1 protein-coding gene and 1 pseudogene are annotated in these 580 nt (G+C 61.0%); one reads left to right on the top strand and one right to left on the bottom strand.

Features of this window, described 5'->3' with window-relative positions:
* On the bottom strand, nucleotides 1-285 hold a 285-nt coding region (locus JaAD80_RS29865; RefSeq protein WP_308410665.1), incomplete at its 3' end, for a YbaK/EbsC family protein.
* Nucleotides 286-322: 37 nt separating this feature from the next.
* Here JaAD80_RS29865 and JaAD80_RS29870 point away from each other — a divergent pair.
* Nucleotides 323-580, top strand: a pseudogene (locus JaAD80_RS29870) (endonuclease/exonuclease/phosphatase family protein); the annotation flags it as partial.

Here is a 580-nt window from a genome sequence, read left to right on the forward strand (position 1 = left end):
CACTTCGGGCTTGCACGGCTCGACGGACTTGCAGCCGATTGAGCGGGCCAGGTTCTTGGTCGACACCTTGCAGTCGCCATGCATGAGCACGATCATCGGCCGCGCCGCCTCGTCCTGCATCACCAGGGTCTTGACCACCGCATGTTCGGGCACGCCGAGTTCACGCGCCGAGACGCTGGTGCCGCCGTGCTCTTCATACGGATACGGGTGTTCTTCAAAGGAAACTTGGTGCTTGCGCAGCAACTGCGTCGCCTGGGTTTCGGAAATATGCTCTTTTTTAGCCATGCGTGATACGCTGATCGTTCAGTGAGGAGTGCTAATTATGCAGCAAGAAATCCGCTTTGCCACCTTCAATGTCTGCAACCTGGCCGCCGCCGGGGCGAAATTGTATGACAACCTGGATCCCTTGAGCCCGGCGCAATACGCGGCCAAGGCGGAGTGGACGGCGCGGCAGATCGACTTGCTGGATGCCGACGTCATCGGTTTCCAGGAAGTCTTCTCGCAAGCGGCCCTGCGCGACGTGCTGTCGCGCACGCGCCACTACCGCGAGGCCGTGCAGGCCGGCTACGATGCGATGGAC

This window comes from Janthinobacterium sp. AD80, from assembly GCF_002878455.1.
Classification (GTDB): domain Bacteria; phylum Pseudomonadota; class Gammaproteobacteria; order Burkholderiales; family Burkholderiaceae_D; genus Janthinobacterium.